This window comes from Symploca atlantica LB2515 (genome assembly GCF_052546295.1).
Genome location: NZ_JBQWMT010000001.1, coordinates 4,410,667 through 4,429,381 on the forward strand (window position 1 = coordinate 4,410,667; position 18,715 = coordinate 4,429,381).

Consider the following 18,715-nt stretch of genomic DNA (forward strand, 5'->3'; position numbering starts at 1 on the left):
TGATCTATCGTTCCACCTGTGAGATCGCCTCACTCGGCGTTACGTCAGCGTAAATCACAGACATCAGCCTGGGTAGATATTTGTCCATTGTGACAATATTTGCGTAAACTAGTTGGTCAATCAACTGGGAATTAAGACCATTTTCTTCAATATTAATACTGGTCTTGTAGCGAACTTCCCCATTATCAAAGTTTAGTTCGAAATTGCCAATGATCAAACCGTAATTGACTCTAGTCAAAAACTCTGCCACGTTCTGTCGCTTATTTTCTGCCACTTGAAAGGGAGTAACTGAGTAAAAAACAAATTGTTCTTCTTGTTCTCGTGTTTTTGCATAGCAAATCCATTGACCATTCTCGCCTTCAAACCCCATACTCAGTACTGGTTGCCCATCTATTTGGGAAAATGGCCAGTCATCCTCTTTAAAAAAATTGACCATTGCCTCAAAATTCCGGGTTTGGGTCTTCTGGGTATTCATTGCTATTAACCTACCTTTTTATTTTCCGATTATTGTACTATTACTAGTTTTTCAGAGAGCTTTTTTGAAACAAACTGTTGTCCCTGCTTTACAAATACTTCTTTGTTCACAAAGTTTATCTTTTGCAGACAAAGATGCTGAATATATACCACTACAACAGCTATAGGGGTAACATCTGTTCACAATGAACTTTTAGCTGTAAATCCTGATTCGTCTGAATTGAACGAAAATTAAACAAAGTTAACATAACTCTGTCTGCTAGAGAATATACAAATAATATTTAGTCTTAGCCAGTTATACCTTTAGAGTTAACTCGCCTTTAATATTAAGATTGCTATAGTTCATCTTTAATGAAAAGATATTGAACCAATAAATCCACAAAAACTCGGTTACGTAAACTCTGGCAACATAACCGACCAATGAAAATTTTTCGGTTTTAAATTGACTTTTGCAGGTACTAGGGATAAGAGTGCTATATCTTCGAGTAAGAATATCTAATGGCCCTAACAAGGCTGTAAGACTTCTATCTCGGAAAGAAGCCTTGCCGATCACTCCCCAGGAGAACCAGAACATGAAGCTTGTGTTTGGCTGGAGCCGCGTCGCGATTGCCTTATGTTTATTTACTGTGTTACTAACAGGACTAAGTACTCTGCCATTCTACGCATCGCCCAGCCGAATACCATCTCAGATAAACGGAGATTTGTCTCTAGTAGAACTAACTCAGGGATGGCAGTATCGCTGGGGTAGCTTTCTTCCCGAAAAAGCTAATGCCCCCACTTGCACTCAACAAAAGAGTCCTATTTCTTGCTGGGAACCCTTTGATTTTCCTAAAAGACTATGGAAGCCTGAAGGGGAGAAGATTGTCTGGCTAAAGGTTCCTTTACCAGCAGGTCAATGGGAATCTCCAGCACTCTATCTTAGGGCAGTGCCAAATATACTCAAAGCCTACTTGGGTAGTCAACAACTTTATTCAGAAATTACGCTGGACTCCTCAGAGAAAAGGCTTTTTGATCATTATCAATGGCCAATTGTTTCTCTAGAGCAAGGTTTTCAACATAAAATACTTTTATTTCAAGTGTATGTAGGTGAGGCTCCATCTATTTATATCGGCTTGTTTAAGAGAGTAATAATTGGTTCTCAGACTGCATTAATTAAAAAGCTATTTCAGCAAGAACTTGACGCAACTCTAGGTCTTTTATTCACTTTTTTAGGATTAATTGCTCTTTTGCTATTTCTAAAAAGACCAGATAATAAAGCGTATATTTATTTTGGATTGTTAACTATTAGCATAGGAGTATACATAGTTTGTGATTCTGAATTCATTGCTCTATTTTTCAAGAATCACTCTTTGCTAGATTACGTACAACATATATCTTTTTATTCAATACCAATCAATTCTTGTCTTTTGTTTGGAAAAATATTTGGCTATGGACATACGTTAATTATTCGTCATTTATGGCAAATAAATTTAGTTTATGCAGTTGCTGCTTTGCTTTTAGATGCTACACAAAATGATTCTTGGATTTCTTCTGTATATCTTGATCAAGTTTTGTTTTTAACAAGTTCGGTAATTTTATTGCTAACTACCATTAAGTTATCTCTGACAGGTAATTTTGAAGCAAAGTTATTTACTTTTGGCTTTATAGTTCTAGCTTTATCTGCTGTTCATGATCTTTTGATCTACATTTTTGAACCTCAAAATTGGCACCAAAATATTTCGCCTTTAGGAACACTCGTTTTTATTGTGTTCATAGGACTTATTTTTGAATTTAGGTTTAATAAAGCACAACAAAAATTGCAAGACTACGCTATAGAATTAGAAGCAAAAAATGCAGACTTGCAAGAAAATTCTAAATTAAAAGATGAATTTCTTGCTAATACTTCCCATGAACTAAAAACTCCACTAAACGGGATTATTGGCATCGCCGAGTCACTAGCGGATGGTGCCGCAGGAAAATTATCTAAACAAACGGTATTTAATCTCTCTTTAATTGTCTATAGCGGCAAAAGATTATCTCAACTTGTCAACGATTTGCTGGATTTTTCTCAATTAAAACACAAAAAAATTGAACTCAAAATTAAACCAGTTGGTATGCGGGAGGTGGCTGATATTGTTTTAATGTTATGCCAGCCACTAATTGACAAAAAAAAATTGCAATTAATTAACAAAATTGATCAAGATCTTCCTCCTGTCGATGCCGATGAAAATCGAGTACAGCAGATTTTATATAACTTAGTAGGCAATGCGATCAAGTTTACTGAAAGTGGTACGATAGAAGTCTCAGCCACAGTTTTACATGGAAATTCACTTACCTCAACTGCCTCTAACAAGGAGCAAAGGAGGAAAGACCAAGAAGAATATTTGTCAAACCGTGTATCTTATTTAGAGATTACTGTTGCCGACACTGGTATTGGTATTCAGACTGATAAATTAGACAGAATTTTTGAATCTTTTGAACAAATTGATGGTTCAATTGCTAGAGAATACGGCGGTGCTGGATTAGGTTTGGCAGTGACAAAGCAGCTAGTACAGCTTCACGGTGGTAGTATTCACGCCGAGTCTACTCCAGGAATTGGCTCAAGATTAATTTTCACTCTACCTTTATCAAAAGGCAATGTCGATAATCACCAGCGAAAGGAATTCTTAGAACTCAATAAGTTATCTGCAATAGCTTCTATCCCAAATCAACTTTTGACCGATATAAAAATATCAGCACCTCATCAAGGAAATTTTAAAATTTTGGTCGTAGATGATGAATTGGTGAATCTTCAGGTACTAGTCAATCATCTCTCATTAGAAAATTATGCTCTTACTCAAGCTTCTAGTGGGGCTGAAGCATTAGAAAAAATTCGTAATGGTTTAAAGCCTGATTTAATATTACTAGACGTTATGATGCCAAAAATGACGGGCTATGAACTCTGCAAAAAAATCCGGGAGCAGTTTCTTCCCAACGAATTGCCCGTCGTACTGTTGACAGCTAAAAATCAAGTTTCCGATTTGTTAGAAGGATTTGGTGCTGGTGCTAATGATTATTTAACTAAACCCATCTCCAAGCACGAACTATTAGCACGCATTAAAACTCATATTCAACTAGCCAATATTAATGTGGCTTACGGTCGCTTTGTGCCTCATGAGTTCCTAAAATTCTTAAATAGAGAAAGCATTATAGATGTTCAATTAGGTGACCAAGTACTTAAAGAAATGACCGTTCTTTTTGCAGATATTCGCTCGTTTACTAGCCTGTCAGAGCAAATGTCACCAAAAGAAAATTTTGACTTTCTTAATGCTTACTTGAGCCGAGTAAGCCCGGTGATTCGTGATCACCATGGCTTCATTGACAAATACATCGGCGACGCTGTCATGGCACTGTTTCCTAATAACGCTGACGATGCAGTACTCTCAGCAATTGAGATGCAAAGGCAAGTCTCGCTCTATAATTCCTATCGGCAAGGTAGGGGCGAGGAGTCTATTGCTATTGGTATTGGTATTCATACTGGCAGCTTGATCTTAGGGACAGTGGGAGAATCTCAAAGAATGGAAACCACCGTAATTTCTGATGCTGTTAATTTAGCTTCCCGTTTGGAAGGTCTAACAAAAGTTTATGGAGTCGATATTTTAATTAGCGAGCAAACTTTGAATTGTCTTGATCAACCCGATAAATACAAGTACCGCTTTCTTGATCGAGTCAAGGTAAAGGGCAAAAGTCAAGCTGTAAATGTCTTTGAAGTTTACGATGCCAACTCTCACTCTTTGAGGGAACTTAAGCAACAAACTTTGGCTGACTTTGAGAGAGGAGTAACTCTTTATGTTGAGCAAAATTTTACCGCAGCGCAGCAAGTTTTCGAGCAAGTTTTGCAGATCAATCAACAAGACAGGGTAACTCAATTGTACATAGAGCGCTGCAAGAAAGCTCGGAGATTCGGCGTTTCAGAACTAGATATTGTCATTAGTTAAGTTGACACCACCCTTCAAAAATAACAAAATCACTGACCCAGATATGCTTCTAAAACCTCTGGGTTATTCTGAATTTCCGTAGGTGCACCGTCAGCGAGATTACGACCCTCAGCCAAAACCCAAACGCGATCGCATAAAGACATGATCACGTCCATATTGTGTTCAATAATCAGAAAGGTGATGCCCTCTCGTCGCCATTGAACAATATGCTCACAAATCTGATTAATTAGCGTTGGGTTCACGCCTGCTGCCGGTTCATCCAACAAAATCAGCTTCGGCTGGGTCATGAGTACCCTAGCAATTTCTAAGAGTTTACGCTGCCCCCCAGATAAAGCCCCCGCGTAGTCATGTGCCTTAGCTACCAAGCCCACAGACTCTAGAATCTCCATTGCCCTTCTTCTCAGCATACGCTCTTCTTTGGTCACATTCCGTGACCCCACCAAAGCTGCCCAAAAGTTTTCACCAGACTGTTTTTGAGCAGCTAGAAGCATATTGTCTAGTACCGACAGCCGCGAGAGAACCCTAGCAACTTGGAAAGTACGCACCATACCTTGCTGAGCAATTTGATAAGATGGCAATTCCTGCACTGGTTCCCCATCAAAAATAACTTTGCCAGTGTCTGGGTAGATAAAATTCGATAAAAGGTTGAATAGTGTAGTTTTACCAGCACCATTGGGACCAATCAAGCCCGTGATACTGCGCTGGTCTACCCTAATTTCAGCATTATCTACGGCTTTGATGCCGCCAAAGGTTTTGCAAAGTCCACTGGCCGAGAGTAAAGGAGGAAGTGGGCTTTGCTGATTAGTGATGGGAGAAGAATTTTTGCCGTTTTCCATGGCAGAATTGAGTGATTGGGAATTATCGACCAAGGGTTAGTTCCTCCTTTTTTCCCAAGATACCTTGAGGTCGCCACACCATCAGCACCATCAAGATTAGACCAATCACCATAACCCGAAAAGCTCCCAAGCGGGAAGCATCAATAATCCCCAACTGAGGCAGCACAAAACGAGTAACGGAGTCGTAAGCCCAGAAAATCACTGCTCCGAGGATAGTGCCTACATTGTTCCCAGCACCACCTAAAACCACCATAGTCCAAGCATTGAAGGTAATAATTGGCTCAAAGTTATTAGGAAAAACCGTGGTCAGTTGCCATGCATAGAAAGCACCCGCAATCCCGGCAATCGAGCCTCCCAACATAAAAGATTGTAACTTGTACCAGAAGATATTTTTCCCTAGAGCTTTCGGCACTTCCTCATCTTCTCGGATGGCTTTGAGCAAACGACCCCAAGGCGATCGCACTAAACTTTCTAAACGCCAATACACCAACGCTAAGACAATCAGCGAAATCAGCATCAACCCCGCCTTATAAGTATAGTCATACAGCGCTACAGCCCCAGTTCCGTAGACTGTTAAAATCAACAGTGCCCCTATAATTGCGGAAATGGTCAAACTAATAGGTTGATGGTGCTTACTCTCTTGTGCCTTTAATTTTTCTCTTCGGGATTGCTGGCGAAACCATTGCCAGAGTTGCCACAACGACCAAACTGCAAGCAGTGTCAGCAGTCCAATCATCGCCAATTTACTAACCAGGTTAGGGCGAAAATTCTCCAGTGGCAGTGGATAACGTTGTAGCCCAAAAGCCCCTTTGGTAAGCCACTCTTCATTAAGTGCGATCAGTCGTACTACTTCGGACACACCGATAGTAACAATTGCCAGGTAATCTTCTCGCAGCCGCAGGGTTGAGGTGCCAATTAATAGTCCCAAAAGTGCTGCCAAAACCGCCCCAACCAACGCCGAGAAGATTAGAGGCACACCTTGAAGGCTGAGTAACACAGTGGTGTAGGCACCAACAGTCATAAAGGCAACATGTCCAAAGTTAATTAAACCAGTGAAGCCCCACTGCACATTTAACCCCAGACCAAATAAGGCAAATGTCGCAGCAGAAATTGTTAAAAAGACTAGATAGTTAACCATATTTTAGTTGTGCTAACAACACCTTAGACTACCTGATGCTAGGGTCAGAGAAAGCTTTATTTTTCACTAATTTGACACTTTTCCAGGCAAAATTTCAAATAACCGCTTAAAGCTATATCTTGACGATTAGCACCAAGTTGCGTTTTCCGTGGTACAAAAAAGATTGAGATTTTTGTGCTGGGGCAGGTTGTTAGACTCGTCCTAAATTTTTACTGTCAATCCAGCGACTATTAGTGCTCAAGTGCTTAGCTTAAACTTGTGTTGTTCAAAGCAGAAGTTTGGGAGTTATTTTATGGACGCTGCTGCACTCTGGCAACGTTATCAGGATTGGCTGTACTACCACGAAGGTTTGAAATTTTACCTCGACGTTAGCCGCATGCGGTTTGATGATGCCTTTGTTCAAAAGATGCAACCTTCTTTGGAGAAGGCATTTAAGCAGATGGATGAGCTTGAGGGAGGCGCGATTGCTAACCCTGATGAAGACCGCATGGTTGGTCACTACTGGCTGAGAGACCCCGAATTAGCACCCACACCGGAACTTAAACAAGAAATAATCAATACCTTAAAAGATATTGAAACTTTTGTCCAAAAAGTCCACGGTGGCGAAATTCAGCCCCCTGGGAAATCTCAGTTTACCGATATTATTTCTATTGGTATTGGTGGTTCTGCCCTTGGCCCTCAGTTTGTGGCGGAAGCTTTAGCCTCAGATTTTCCACCTTTAGCGATTCACTTTATCGATAACAGTGACCCTTCTGGCATTGATTCTGTCCTCAATAAGTTAAAGGATCGGCTTTCTAGCACCCTAGTTCTGGTGATCTCTAAATCTGGAGGAACGCCGGAAACTCGCAACGGTATGATTGAGGTTAAAACAGCCTACGAATCTCATAATCTCAAGTTTGCCTCCTATGCTGTTGCCATTACTGGCAAAGACAGCAATTTGGACAAATTTGCTAAATCCGAAGGGTGGTTAGCAACTTTTCCGATGTACGACTGGGTGGGAGGACGTACCTCAGAAATGTCAGCAGTAGGACTGCTACCAGCAGCATTACAAGGTATTGACATCCGCCAGATTTTGGCTGGCGCCAAAGAGATGGATGCAGCTACCCGCAAGCACCAGCTTAAAGAAAATCCTGCCGCCTTGCTGGCTCTCTCCTGGTACTTTGCTGGTAATGGTAAGGGAGAGAAAGATATGGTGGTTTTGCCCTATAAAGATAGCCTGCTACTGTTCTCCCGCTACCTACAGCAGTTGGTGATGGAATCTTTGGGTAAGGAGAAAGATCTTGACGGCAATATTGTTCACCAGGGCATTGCTGTATACGGAAACAAAGGCTCAACTGACCAACATGCCTATGTCCAGCAACTGCGTGAAGGTGTCCCCAATTTCTTTGCGACGTTGATTGAAGTTTTACAGGATCGTCAGGGAACCTCTCCTCAATTAGAACCTGGAGTGACATCAGGAGACTATTTATCAGGCTTTTTACAGGGCACTAGACAAGCACTCTACGAGAATCAGCGGGATTCAATCACGGTTACCATTCCGGAAGTTAATCCTCGGACTGTGGGTGCACTGATTGCCCTCTACGATCGTGCTGTAGGACTTTATGGTTTCTTGGTTAACGTTAACGCTTATCACCAACCAGGTGTGGAAGCTGGCAAGAAAGCTGCCGCTGCTATTCTGGACTTACAAAAACGGGTGATGCAGGTACTAAACGAAGCCAGTGTACCGATATCTTTGTCTGATTTGGCCCAAAAAGCTGGAAAACCTGAGCAAGTAGAAGCGATGTATAAGATACTGCGTCATCTTCAGGCTAATGGGCGAGGCATCGTCTTGGCGGGGGACTTGGGACAATTGAGCAGTTTAAAAGTTTCTGCTAGTTAATTACTCCAACAAAGGTGTGACAGCTAATAGCCCGCCACTAGTCGCTGATTTAATCTCGGCAGATCAGGCGGGCTTTCCAGTACGGCGAGGAGTGAGGACAAAGGGACATTAGGCAAAACTCAAAAACTCTGTGGATTTTAGCCTGATTGCATATATTGGTAGTGTAAGCAACTGTTTTTTACAAACTTTTATCTTAAATTAAAATGAAGTTTCTACCGAGGATTAATGAAATATGAGTTTAATCAATGGTGTAGAAATTCTGCGGCTAGAGTCTGCCAAAGCGGGAATGACTGAGTTCTACACGCCTCAGTCCAGCAACGAGACAATGCTGGTGCAGATCCCGCCAGAAACTGTTGAAGAGCTTTTCGTACATCGATTTCAGACAGACCAACTATTAGTGGTTCGAGGCAGCTTTGTGCTAGTAGTGTTGCAGAATCGTCGATACCAGTACATTCCCCTGAGCGAGTCTCAGCCAGTAATTGCCAAAATACCTCCAGGTGTTCTCCACGGTGCAATTAACCTTAGTTCCCAACCCTGTGTGCTGGTAAACGCGGTGCTACGTCATGGAAGAACCCACGAGCGAGATTACCGACCCCTGAAACCGCCTTTGCCTTATGATTTAGAAGAAGCTTATGCCAAGCTAGCAGAGTGTCTGTGTCTAGCTAAGCTCTAACATCGGTATCTAAGCCGCTAGTTGATGGGTAAAAATACGTCTACAGCGTCTTAACCTCAGTTAAGTAATTTTAGGCGACAATTGCATTGTAATGTTAATTACTCAAACACCACCCAGGAAGGAGAGAATGTAAAAAATTTTCCTGGCTGGGTGCATTGTTAGGTGGACATGACCTAGCGTAAGAATAGATTTGCTTTCATACTCGTACCCTATGCCATTGACGATCCTGGTGGTAGATGATAATTTGGGGACCCGCCTTGCTGTCAGCGATTACCTAGAACTTTTAGGCTACTCGGTGGTTTCAGCTGACGATGGTCAACAGGCGCTCTCCCTAATCGATAAGTATCATCCTCATCTAATAGTGACAGATATCAATATGCCGAAGATGGACGGCTACGAATTAGTGCGCGAAGTTCGTAAGCGACCAGAGTTCCGTCTCTTACCAGTAGTTTTTCTAACCGAGAGAAACAGTACTGAGGAGCGAATTATCGGTTACCAGTTAGGCTGTGATTTGTATCTACCCAAGCCCTTTGAAATGCAGGAGTTGGGTGCAGTTATTCGCAATCTCTTAGAGCGATCGCAAATGATGCAAGCAGAGTGGATAATCTCTTCGGCAGAAGGGCGACCATCTCAACATCAAGCTCAACCATCGACACCACACCCTCCGGCAACACCTGACTCGGCAACAACACACCGAAAGGAAAATGTCCAGGGGAAGTCAGGTAATTCCAAACTGCCAGCTCTCAACCTGACCACGCGAGAACAAGAAGTTTTGGATTTGCTTACTCAAGGTTTATCTAATAGTGATATCGCTAATGAGCTTTATCTGAGTCCTCGAACGATCGAAAAATATGTCAGTAATATCTTACGGAAGACGGAAACTAATAATCGGGCAGAACTTGTCCGATTCGCTCTACTGTTCCTATATCAATAGAGCAGAGTCTCAAGTAAGGTGAGTTAGTTTTAAGCAATGCCTTTTGTCGCTATTTGATTTTCTGCAGGCATTTAGGTGAGGCATTTAGGTGGAACTTTGCTCCTGTCAAAGGTAAACTTTCCCTCTGAAGCATCAGCTAAAGTTCAGCACTAGAGTTAGCGCTTAAATATTCCAGCTGGTTTGATTTAGTAAATAACTGCGGGTGAAAAGATTGCCAAAAATCGAGAATTTGCTCTTTGACTAGCTTAGGATGGAAGTAGTGGAAAAAATGATGTCCGTCTGGACATTCCCATAAGCGGTCACCTTCCTTCAACCAAGTTTGCCATCCTTGTAAAGAGTTGGAATCAACGATGATGTCGTTCTTGCTGCCACAAACCATCAAAGGCACTGGTACTGCTCCAGGAGACATGCTCATCCTTTCGTACAGCGAGTGAGGTGAGGGGGAAAAACGTAAGTCTCGCTCCAGAACTCCTACTAGATTCTTGACTAAACGTTGCTCTTGAAAACCAAAGAGACTACGAACCATTTGAGCAATAACTTGTTGGCGATCACAAGGCAATAAGAGGCGCTGTACACAGTAGTAAGCTTGCCAGTCAATTGTAGGATAGACACCGACAGCTAACATTGTCAAAGATTTAACTCTTTCGGGATGCTGACGGGCATAGAGTAGCCCCAGCAACCCCGCAGTACTGTGACCAACAAGGTGAATTGGTCGATTGCTGTTTTTAAGAGCGTCATGGAGCAGGAGCAGCGCGATATCCAGAGAGCAGGGTTCATCTTGGCTTTGGCGATACTCCCACTGACCAATTGATACCTGAGCCGACAGTTGACGGAGCAACGACTGATCGAAATGTTGAAAACTAGGACTGGTGTTTAACCAGAGAACATCAGGTAGATTAGACATAAACTTCTTTACTAAACGTGATTGAGCCTGTAGTTAAGGAGTACTTATTTAGCCACTAATGATTGCAGTTACTCTCAAAGTCTCCATTTTGGATTATTAAAACTAATTTTCAATAATCTTGTAGCTATTGATTAATGCTTGACTGGTGTTGCATACTAAATCACTAAGATTTTTGCTATTTAAGACCACCTAAATACCCAGAGTTTCATTGGCAGAGTTTATGCAATTGCCTATTTTCCCAAAATTAGAGAGTAAAACTTGCTTGGGGAGGTTGACTTGCCACAGTAGTCATAGCGATTTGCCTCCTTGCTGAAGCGTACTCTGTCCTAGGTTCTCCTGTATCGTTTTTTAAACTTATTGAAATTAATAATCAACAATCTGAGAAAAAAAGTCAAGAATTGTCTTAAGAAATTTTTATTAAGAAAACTCAAGACTGGGTTCTAGAATCTTTATCTAGGCTAAGCACAGGGCTTTGCCTCAAGCCTTTCCCTGGAATAGAGTCAAGGAAAAGTAAAGCTCCCTGAGCTCCCTGACTCCTTGTATTTGGAAATCTTTTCAAGCCATCCTACGGCAAGAAACTGCCTAGAGGAGGAGGAAAACGCATCTCTACTAGGACTCGACCAGATTTAGTCGGCTATAATCTTATTACCAATAAGAGCTAAAGCATCACTGTCTGTGATACTTTTGTTGATTATTTTTTCTTAAACAGTCAGACGGATCAGTTTTGGCAGAGTGCAGATATTAATGCTTGTAGCTGGTGGTAATGACGTCAATAGCTTAGCAGTTTAATGTAAATTTATATAAATCTTGCTAAAGTGGTAGATCATTAACTTAAGTTCAACGCCAACATACCGCATGGCATTTTTTAATTGTTCAGAGAAAATTAAACTTAGAGAAAGACTTATCAATTCTCACCAAAGTAGTAGTTAGCCTCACCAATACTTATTGCTAAGGTCTGACTAGTAAAACTAATAATTTTACTATCTGAGGGTACTAGTAAACATAAAGTTTACCCGTTTCAGTCATCCAGTTTTTTCTACTATTGAATAATAATCTGACAAACGCGGCACTAAACAAAGTATTGGTTAATATTTATACATAGAGGAAAGCAACAGTCAATAATCTAGTGTAATTACCTCTCCTTTCTCACCCACCAGTTTGCCCTAACAAGAGATGCCGATACGGAGGAACAAGCGAAAAGAAAATCATATCTATTCTGATAGTTGAAAGAAACTCTGACTAGGCAGTAGACAATCGAGGAAATTTGAAATTTAGTTTAGGATAACTAAGTAAGCTTGAGCCAACAAATTTTCAATCCAATTTCATTAAAACTTATTTTATTAAACTTTAAAAGTAAAGCATCAAATTTTTACCTAGAAAAGTAATCTTTATGGTAATTCCAGGGAGACATAATCATTGATGAACGACTTATCAAAGCGAATGTACAGAGGGGACGGAAAGTGTTATTACAAACCTCTTTCAGGCGCATGGCAGCAACCAGAGCCTTACATCGCTTCTAAGTCTCTGGCTGAAGCAGTTAACATTGCTCTGTACCTTCGTCGTCCCTTGTTACTAGAAGGTGAACCAGGGTGTGGTAAGACTCGATTGGCTTACGCAATTGCCTACGAATTAGGTTACCCTATTCATACCTGCTACATTCGTTCAACTAGCCAAGCACAGGATTTACTCTATAGTTATCAGCCACTAGCTCGATTTGCTCATCTCCAGGAGTCACAAACAGCTAGTAATTGCACTGAGTCACTATTGCACCAAGAGCCATTCATTCTAGGAGGGTTAGGTGAAGCAATCAGGCAGTCTCAAAACAATATTCCCTCAGTAGTTCTGATTGATGAAATAGATAAAGCAGATACCAACTTTGCCAATGACTTACTACTAGAGCTAGATCGGCTACAATTTCAAGTTAAAGAATTACTGGGTATAAGATTTGATGCTCTAAAAGGCAAAAAAAGGCAAGAACGTAGTGAATTTTTGCCTTTGATTATAATTACTAGCAACCGCGAAAAAGAACTCCCTCAACCTTTTCTGCGACGTTGCTTATTTTACTACACAGACTTTCCTGATCAAGCAACCATTAAACGAATTGTCAAGTGTCATTTTCAAACTGAAATTACTCCACTTTTCGATGTAGCGCTCAAAAAAATATGGAAACTGCGTGAACTAAAGAGTTGGCAAAAAATGCCAAGCACCAGTGAATTTTTAGATTGGGTAACACTTTTAGAAAGAGATGAAAGAGTTAACAAAATTACACCAGAAGAATTGTGGACAACCCCACTCAATCAGTTACCTTATCTAGAAACCCTGGTTAAAACTCAAAGCGAGCGTGAAGCACTAAACAAAGTAAGGATGTAGGATGGTTGATCAGGATTTATTGCTATTTCCAGTATTTGAGCGGTTATGTCGGCAGGGGATACCACTAGACACATCAGATTATCACGCAGCAATTGAAGTCATGCAATCCAGAGTAGGAAGTAAGGATATTACTAACTTCAAAGGATTGTTTCGTTTACTGTGGACAAAATCCCGCGAAGACTTGGAGTTGTTTGATATAGCTTTTGCTGAGTTAGTAGAGCCTTATTTACCCCTTACTTTTGCTTCTACACCAGGGGTGAATTCCCTAAATAAAGCTAATTCATCCTCCGTCCCTCCCAATACATCCATCATTACGTCCAAAGTTAAAAAACAACCTAATCCTAATTTAGAGACAAAACAGGAATTAAAACAATCGTTTTTAGGTAATAGAAAATCCACTTATTTTCCAGAGGAGATAGTTTCCAATTCCAGAAAAGACGAATCAGAAGTTGACAATTGGCAGTTGGTGCCAGCTAACCTTGAAGAAGTTTCGATGCTTTCCCCCCTGCCGTCAATGACGCCAGATGCTAGGGGAGAGACGATAATTCCTCAAATACCAAGTAGCTATGGAAGACAGAAAGATGAATGTAGTCAATCTCTACCAGAAAAACTAGTTTTTCATCAAAGATTTCCATACCAAAATACTAATTATCAAACAAAACAATCTGAAGTTCATAGAAAATATTCGCCATCTCTTATTAATTCAATCAAAAAGCAAGTTAACTATAAATTAAGACCACAGTTGCCAATCAAAAAACCAGATCTTGATGCAACAACAAATCAACCTCTAGATTCTCCTCAAAAAGCAAGTTTCTCAGAAGAGGCTTTGCAAGAAGTATTAGCTTTTGAACGCCGCTTTGGTTCCAAGCATCTATTACTAGCTTGTCATGCCTCCTTCCCGCTAATTATCACTCCAGAAATAATTAATTTAATCCACGTTAATTTTCTGTGTGAACAACAAATACCTTGGGTTGCTGAAACCGATTTTCTTCTTTCACCTTTATGCCGCCCTATTGATGACGGATTGTTTGAAGTAGAGCCATTGGTGCGAGATATATTATTGGTGGAATTGGAAAATCAATTTGGCTGGCAACGTCTGCTCAGATTAGCGCGTTTTTTGTTAACTTACTTACACAATACACCCGACTGGAAACAACAACCTGAAGTGAAACGCGTCCAAGCTTGGATTGCCCAGGCTTATCTGAATCCAGGAGATTTGAGCAAGAGAATCACTGATTCTGTGAAAGATAATTTATTAGATACAGATACTTTGCTCGGCTTACCAGGACAAATTCAGCTAGTGAAGCTACTAGAGCTGATCGCAGAGCTACTAGAACTATCAAGCCAGCAAACTGATTATAAATATCCGCCGCAATCTAGAGCAATAGCACAGAAGCTTCACACAGATAAGAACAAATTAAGGGAGGAAATTAAGCAAGAGTCAGCAGAAGATGAAACTGAAATGCTCAAGGAAGAAAAGGTTTTACTTTCTCCTCTTAATTTGGAGCAACTAACCGCCTCGGATTTAAGCCAACTTAAGACTAAAGCCGCATTAATACAAGACTTTCACATCTCCGTAACTCCTTTAGGAGATGACGAATATCTCGTGCGAACTGAAGGATATACACCAGGAGTACCATCGGCTCAAGAAATAGTTAGCTGGCCTGTAGACGACTGGTTCACTCAGGCACGACAACTGATGAATGACCCATTATTAGGTCTACTTCAAGGTAATATTGCCTTTTTCGGGGATACCTGTTTCTGGCCAGAAGTAGAAAACCAGGTTACTACCTCCTCTCTCAATTTAGTCGCTCTGGGCAAGCAACTTTACAATGCTTTATTTCAAGGAAGCCTCCGGGATAGCTGGATCATGGCCCAAGCGATCGCCCAAAATAAACACTTAGTATTGCGACTGCGCCTAGGGCTCAAAGGAACCCGTCTATCAAGTCTGCCTTGGGAAGTGCTTCATGTCGGTGATCATCCCCTAGCAACAGGAAGTGATTTTACTTTTTCCCGCTATCAAGTGGGGACAAGACTGATGCGTCCCCTTAAAACATCTCCCTCAAAAACTGACCAACCCCTGAAAATTTTGATGGTGATTGCTGGTCCCTCTGATCAAGAAAGCCTAGAACTCCTAGAAGAAGCTAGTCAACTGCAAGAGGAACTCCGCAGCCGTTCATCTAACGAACCACCCGCAATTGAGCTGACAATTTTGGAACAGCCGGGACGCGAGCAATTAACTCAAGCTCTTGAGCAAGAAAAATATCAAGTTTTCCACTACGCTGGCCACTCTAAAATGGGGGAATCAGGTGGTGATGTTTATTTAGTAAGCCACAAAACAGGTCTCACTGAGACCTTAAACGGTGATGACTTGGCAGGACTGCTGGTGAATAATGGCGTCCAATTAGCGGTATTTAATTCTTGCTATGGTGCCTATAGCGTGACCTCCGATGCCCAAGAGAACTCGCTGGAAAGAAACTTAGCCCAAGCTGTGGTCAAACGGGGAATTCCCGGCGTTTTGGCAATGGCAGAGCGGATCCCTGATGAAGTAGCATTGACCCTGACGCGACTACTTTACCGCAATCTCAATCAGGGATATCCGATCGATCTGAGCCTGTCTCGATCACGGCAGGGACTGATTTCAGCTTATGGATCAAACCAGTTTTATTGGGCTTTACCAGTTCTTTACCTACACCCAGAATTTGACGGGTTCTTGACTAACGTTAAGGGAGTTAGAGAAGAATGGGCGGACATGTTTGCTCTGCCTAAGCCCCAGGAGACAACTATAGCGCCTAACAGAAAAGAAGCACCATTAAGAGCAACATCTACAACCCTCAGCGATTCTCTAAATACTGAAGATGAGTCAGCTTTATCCTCAATAACTGAATGGGAAAAATACGAAGACGATGCTCTTAACTTCTTTGTTGATAGTTTGAACTTAGAGGCGACGGATGCTGACTTTATGGCAGATGAGTTAATTGATGATGATTTTATCAGGGATTTGCTGAGTGAGCTTAACCCGGAGCCAAACAATAGTGAATCGCTTAACCCAGAGGCTCATCTGGAAAACGGGTTCTCTTAACCTAAGAAGGTAGAGAGTTCAACCAAAAATTCCCTAAACCTCCACTTAGCGCTAAAAGATTAAGTTCAACAAAAATCAGAGCCAATTAAAACCCCCATGTTTTAACTGGGGGATATAGAGTAGGCGGTGCTACTTAGTTTTTCGCTGTTAAGGCATAAGTCTTAACTACGTGTTGTAGCAAACCTTCACAGGCATCTAGTAGTAAATCAATAACTTTATTAAATCCTTCTGCACCACCATAGTAGGGGTCAGGGACTTCTCGCTCAACATGGTACGAGGCAAATTCGCACATTAGTAGCACTTTGTAGTTATACTTCCTCTCCGGATCTAGCGAGAGAATATCCTGATAGTTATCCTGATCCATGGCTAAAATCAAGTCAAAGTTGTCAAAATCTGACTTGTGAAACTGCCGCGCTTGACCTGTAAGCATTATCCCACGGTTAGCCGCTGCTGCCGCCATACGGCGATCCGGCGGAGAACCAATGTGATAACCACCAGTACCAGCCGAATCACAGATAATTTCCTTGCTTAGGCCTGCTTGTTCAATCAAGTGATTCATAATGTTCTCAGCAGATGGAGAACGGCAGATATTACCAAGACAAACAAAAAGTAACTTGCAGGGCATGGGTATTATATTGTTTAGTTTTGTAGGCAACTGGAACAAATGCTAGTGGTGGGGCAAGGCGAGTTTCACTCTCTAGTCTCTCAAAAGAATTGACTTTCTCACCCTCGTATTTTTGGTTCCTAGCCGCGCTCGTGTTAAGTCTAGCAACGAATTTGCTCAATGCTATGGTTACTTTAAAGATCAATGATGCCAATATCATGCTCAATTTTGAGCATTGTCAGGGAGAGTAAACTTTGCGCTAAACTGAAAAGCTTCTTCTAGCTGTGAGGGTATAAGTAGGGAAACCTAATTAAATAATCTTTAGTTGTAGGTTGGGTTAAGCACAGCGACAGCCAATATTTGCCAAGTTTTGATGGGTAAGGCTTCTGCTCTAATCATCCTATAAATAATTAAGTCCCCCTACCTTGGCGAGGGGGTTTGGGGGAGCTATAGTGCTGCGTCCATACCCGAAGGGTTGGGCGTAGGTACATGGACTCCCCCAAGCCAATTTGAGGTACTCAATGTACTTCAAATTGACAACCTACCTAGTTGCTAAGTATTGGTAGGCATCTTAAACTATTAGCATGCTCAACCTAACTTACGGTTACAAAATTAATCCAACTCCAGAACAAGTGGCAATCATCAAACAAACATTAGATGTCTGTCGCCAGATCTGGAATTATGCTTTACGGGAACGTAAAGACTGGATTAATTCTCGTAAGTGTAGGGTTAATGCTTGTTCAATTAGGTCTGAATACATCATCCCTGTTGACACTCCTTATCCGAGCAAAAGTTTTCAAGAAAAAGCACTGACGATTGCCAAGCAAACTAATCAAGAATTGAGGCGTGTTAATGCTCAGGTTCTTCAACAAGTACTAAGGAAACTAGACACCGCATTTGAGGATATGAAGCGCCAAGGAAATGGTTTTCCACGCTTTAAGAAATTTGGTCAAATGCGGTCTTTCGTTTATCCTCAGATGTTGAAAACCCCCGTGGGAAAAGGCTGGGTAAAACTTCCCCAGTTAGGTAAGGTCGAGGTAAATATGCACCGACCGATACCTAACGGTTTTGAATTAAAACAAGCACGGGTTGTTAAGAAAGCATCGGGATATTACATCATGCTGTCGTTGCAGCTTGATGTCAATGTTCCGGACACACCACCTCAAGGACATCCTTTAGGGATTGATGTCGGATTAGAAAAATTCTTGGCAACATCTGATGGTGAGTCTATTAAAAGACCCAAGTTCTTTGAATCTTTGGCACGTAAGCTTAAATTGCTACAACGCCGACTTAAGCACAAGCAGAAATGGTCGAACAATAAAGCTAAACTCGTCAAAAAGATAGCAAGAATACACGAAAAAATACACGACACCAGAAAAGACTTTCACTTCAAGTTGGCTCATCACCTCTGTGACCAAGCCGGGATGATATTTGCAGAACAGCTCAACCTTAAAGCCATGGCAAAAGGAATGCTAGGAAAGCATACTTTAGATGCTGGATGGGGTCAGTTTTTGGAACTGTTGTCCTGGGTTTGCTGGAAGCGTGGGGTTTATTTTGCCAAGGTAGATGCGGCTGGGACATCCCAGACTTGTCCTGAGTGTGATGCTCGCGTGGTCAAGAACTTGTCTGTTCGAGTACATGAGTGTCCAGATTGTGGTTACAAGACAGATAGGGACGTAGCCGCCGCTCAAGTGATTAGAAGTCGTGGTGTATCCGCCGTCGGACTGACGGTGGAAAAAATTGCCTGTGGACGGGATGCGTCGGGGGCTGATTCTGTCAGTCTAGGTGGCACCGGAAGAGACAGGAATTTCCTAGAAGCGATTTTAGGAAGCCACGTCCATACCCACTAAGGGTTGGGCGTGGAG

Annotated in this window: 12 protein-coding genes; 7 read left to right on the forward strand and 5 right to left on the reverse strand. The window is 41.6% G+C overall.

Features of this window, described 5'->3' with window-relative positions; genetic code table 11:
• Positions 1-4: 4 nt before the first annotated feature.
• Entirely contained in the window at positions 5-475 is a 471-nt protein-coding gene (locus ACT7WV_RS18330) for a type III secretion system chaperone family protein (RefSeq protein ID WP_445104264.1), read from the reverse strand.
• 571 nt (positions 476-1,046) lie between these two features.
• Between ACT7WV_RS18330 and ACT7WV_RS18335 the strand changes: the two genes are divergently transcribed.
• Entirely contained in the window at positions 1,047-4,430 is a 3,384-nt protein-coding gene (locus ACT7WV_RS18335; RefSeq protein ID WP_463424184.1) for a response regulator, read from the forward strand.
• A 29-nt stretch (positions 4,431-4,459) separates the two neighbouring features.
• On the opposite strand, the gene ACT7WV_RS18340 is transcribed toward ACT7WV_RS18335, so the two are convergent.
• Both ACT7WV_RS18340 and ACT7WV_RS18345 read right to left on the reverse strand, forming a co-directional pair.
• A complete protein-coding gene (locus ACT7WV_RS18340; protein WP_463424273.1) occupies positions 4,460-5,266 on the reverse strand; it encodes an ABC transporter ATP-binding protein in 807 nt (268 codons plus the stop codon).
• A 22-nt stretch (positions 5,267-5,288) separates the two neighbouring features.
• The gene (locus ACT7WV_RS18345) at positions 5,289-6,404 is read right to left on the reverse strand and encodes a branched-chain amino acid ABC transporter permease (RefSeq protein ID WP_445104267.1); all 1,116 of its coding nucleotides are present in this window, start codon (positions 6,402-6,404) and stop codon (positions 5,289-5,291) included.
• Positions 6,405-6,696: 292 nt separating this feature from the next.
• Here ACT7WV_RS18345 and ACT7WV_RS18350 point away from each other — a divergent pair, with 292 nt between their 5' ends.
• From ACT7WV_RS18350 to ACT7WV_RS18360, 3 genes are all read left to right on the forward strand, one after another.
• The gene (locus ACT7WV_RS18350; protein ID WP_445104268.1) at positions 6,697-8,283 is read left to right on the forward strand and encodes a glucose-6-phosphate isomerase; all 1,587 of its coding nucleotides are present in this window, start codon (positions 6,697-6,699) and stop codon (positions 8,281-8,283) included.
• A gap of 232 nt (positions 8,284-8,515) precedes the next feature.
• Positions 8,516-8,956, forward strand: a complete 441-nt coding sequence (locus ACT7WV_RS18355; RefSeq protein ID WP_445104269.1) for a cupin domain-containing protein — start codon at positions 8,516-8,518, stop codon at positions 8,954-8,956.
• Between the two features lie 211 nt (positions 8,957-9,167).
• Positions 9,168-9,890: a response regulator transcription factor gene (locus tag ACT7WV_RS18360; RefSeq protein WP_445104270.1), complete on the forward strand. Its 723-nt coding sequence runs from the start codon at positions 9,168-9,170 to the stop codon at positions 9,888-9,890.
• Positions 9,891-10,026: 136 nt separating this feature from the next.
• Here ACT7WV_RS18360 and ACT7WV_RS18365 read toward each other — a convergent pair whose 3' ends face one another.
• A complete protein-coding gene (locus tag ACT7WV_RS18365; RefSeq protein WP_445104271.1) occupies positions 10,027-10,794 on the reverse strand; it encodes an alpha/beta fold hydrolase in 768 nt (255 codons plus the stop codon).
• A gap of 1,419 nt (positions 10,795-12,213) precedes the next feature.
• Here ACT7WV_RS18365 and ACT7WV_RS18370 point away from each other — a divergent pair.
• Positions 12,214-13,164, forward strand: coding sequence for an AAA family ATPase (locus ACT7WV_RS18370; RefSeq protein ID WP_445104272.1), 951 nt, complete (start codon positions 12,214-12,216; stop codon positions 13,162-13,164).
• A 1-nt stretch (position 13,165) separates the two neighbouring features.
• Entirely contained in the window at positions 13,166-16,246 is a 3,081-nt protein-coding gene (locus ACT7WV_RS18375) for a CHAT domain-containing protein (RefSeq protein WP_445104273.1), read from the forward strand.
• Positions 16,247-16,379: 133 nt separating this feature from the next.
• Here the strand turns inward: ACT7WV_RS18375 and ACT7WV_RS18380 are convergent, their stop codons facing one another.
• Positions 16,380-16,871 carry a low molecular weight protein-tyrosine-phosphatase gene (locus ACT7WV_RS18380; protein ID WP_445104274.1) on the reverse strand — a complete coding sequence of 164 codons (492 nt, stop codon included), beginning with the start codon at positions 16,869-16,871 and terminating at the stop codon, positions 16,380-16,382.
• Positions 16,872-17,434: 563 nt separating this feature from the next.
• Here ACT7WV_RS18380 and ACT7WV_RS18385 point away from each other — a divergent pair.
• A complete protein-coding gene (locus tag ACT7WV_RS18385) occupies positions 17,435-18,700 on the forward strand; it encodes an RNA-guided endonuclease InsQ/TnpB family protein (RefSeq protein ID WP_445104275.1) in 1,266 nt (421 codons plus the stop codon).
• The last annotated feature ends 15 nt before the right edge of the window (positions 18,701-18,715 follow it).

What these genes read in the sequence shown, in the direction of transcription:
- ACT7WV_RS18330 (WP_445104264.1), bottom strand. Translation starts at nt 475, where the DNA reads ATGAATACCCAGAAGACCCAAACCCGGAATTTTGAGGCAATGGTCAAT.
- ACT7WV_RS18335 (WP_463424184.1), top strand. Translation starts at nt 1,047, where the DNA reads ATGAAGCTTGTGTTTGGCTGGAGCCGCGTCGCGATTGCCTTATGTTTA.
- ACT7WV_RS18340 (WP_463424273.1), bottom strand. Translation starts at nt 5,266, where the DNA reads ATGGAAAACGGCAAAAATTCTTCTCCCATCACTAATCAGCAAAGCCCA.
- ACT7WV_RS18345 (WP_445104267.1), bottom strand. Translation starts at nt 6,404, where the DNA reads ATGGTTAACTATCTAGTCTTTTTAACAATTTCTGCTGCGACATTTGCC.
- ACT7WV_RS18350 (WP_445104268.1), top strand. Translation starts at nt 6,697, where the DNA reads ATGGACGCTGCTGCACTCTGGCAACGTTATCAGGATTGGCTGTACTAC.
- ACT7WV_RS18355 (WP_445104269.1), top strand. Translation starts at nt 8,516, where the DNA reads ATGAGTTTAATCAATGGTGTAGAAATTCTGCGGCTAGAGTCTGCCAAA.
- ACT7WV_RS18360 (WP_445104270.1), top strand. Translation starts at nt 9,168, where the DNA reads ATGCCATTGACGATCCTGGTGGTAGATGATAATTTGGGGACCCGCCTT.
- ACT7WV_RS18365 (WP_445104271.1), bottom strand. Translation starts at nt 10,794, where the DNA reads ATGTCTAATCTACCTGATGTTCTCTGGTTAAACACCAGTCCTAGTTTT.
- ACT7WV_RS18370 (WP_445104272.1), top strand. Translation starts at nt 12,214, where the DNA reads ATGAACGACTTATCAAAGCGAATGTACAGAGGGGACGGAAAGTGTTAT.
- ACT7WV_RS18375 (WP_445104273.1), top strand. Translation starts at nt 13,166, where the DNA reads ATGGTTGATCAGGATTTATTGCTATTTCCAGTATTTGAGCGGTTATGT.
- ACT7WV_RS18380 (WP_445104274.1), bottom strand. Translation starts at nt 16,871, where the DNA reads ATGCCCTGCAAGTTACTTTTTGTTTGTCTTGGTAATATCTGCCGTTCT.
- ACT7WV_RS18385 (WP_445104275.1), top strand. Translation starts at nt 17,435, where the DNA reads ATGCTCAACCTAACTTACGGTTACAAAATTAATCCAACTCCAGAACAA.